This is a genomic window from Streptomyces glaucescens (genome assembly GCF_002154375.1).
GTDB lineage: Bacteria > Actinomycetota > Actinomycetes > Streptomycetales > Streptomycetaceae > Streptomyces > Streptomyces glaucescens.
Window position 1 is genome coordinate 279 of the sequence record NZ_MUND01001020.1, and the last position, 287, is coordinate 565.

Annotated in this window: 1 protein-coding gene; it reads left to right on the plus strand. The window is 73.5% G+C overall.

What is annotated here, in order from left to right; all coding sequences use genetic code 11:
• Nucleotides 1-136 precede the first annotated feature (136 nt).
• Nucleotides 137-287 (plus strand): LON peptidase substrate-binding domain-containing protein (locus tag CCN42_RS45465; protein ID WP_245877697.1); only part of this gene is annotated, 151 nt, incomplete at its 3' end.

Sequence of the window (287 nt, forward strand, 5' to 3'; positions counted from 1 at the left end):
GGCGGGCGCGACCCGGCTGCTGCGCCGGAACTGAGGGGTACGGGAGCGGCCGAAACGGCCCGGGAACGGTCCCGGCCCGCCCGCTGTGTGGGCGGGGCGGACGCCCCGGCGCCCGCGACCATTAGGCTTTGGCGCCGTGACCACCGTCCGGCTGCCGCTCTTCCCCCTGAACTCGGTGCTGTTCCCGGGACTCGTCCTCCCGCTGAACGTCTTCGAGGAGCGTTACCGCGCCATGATGCGCGCGCTGTCGAAGACCCCTGAGGACGATCCGCGCCGGTTCGCCGTCG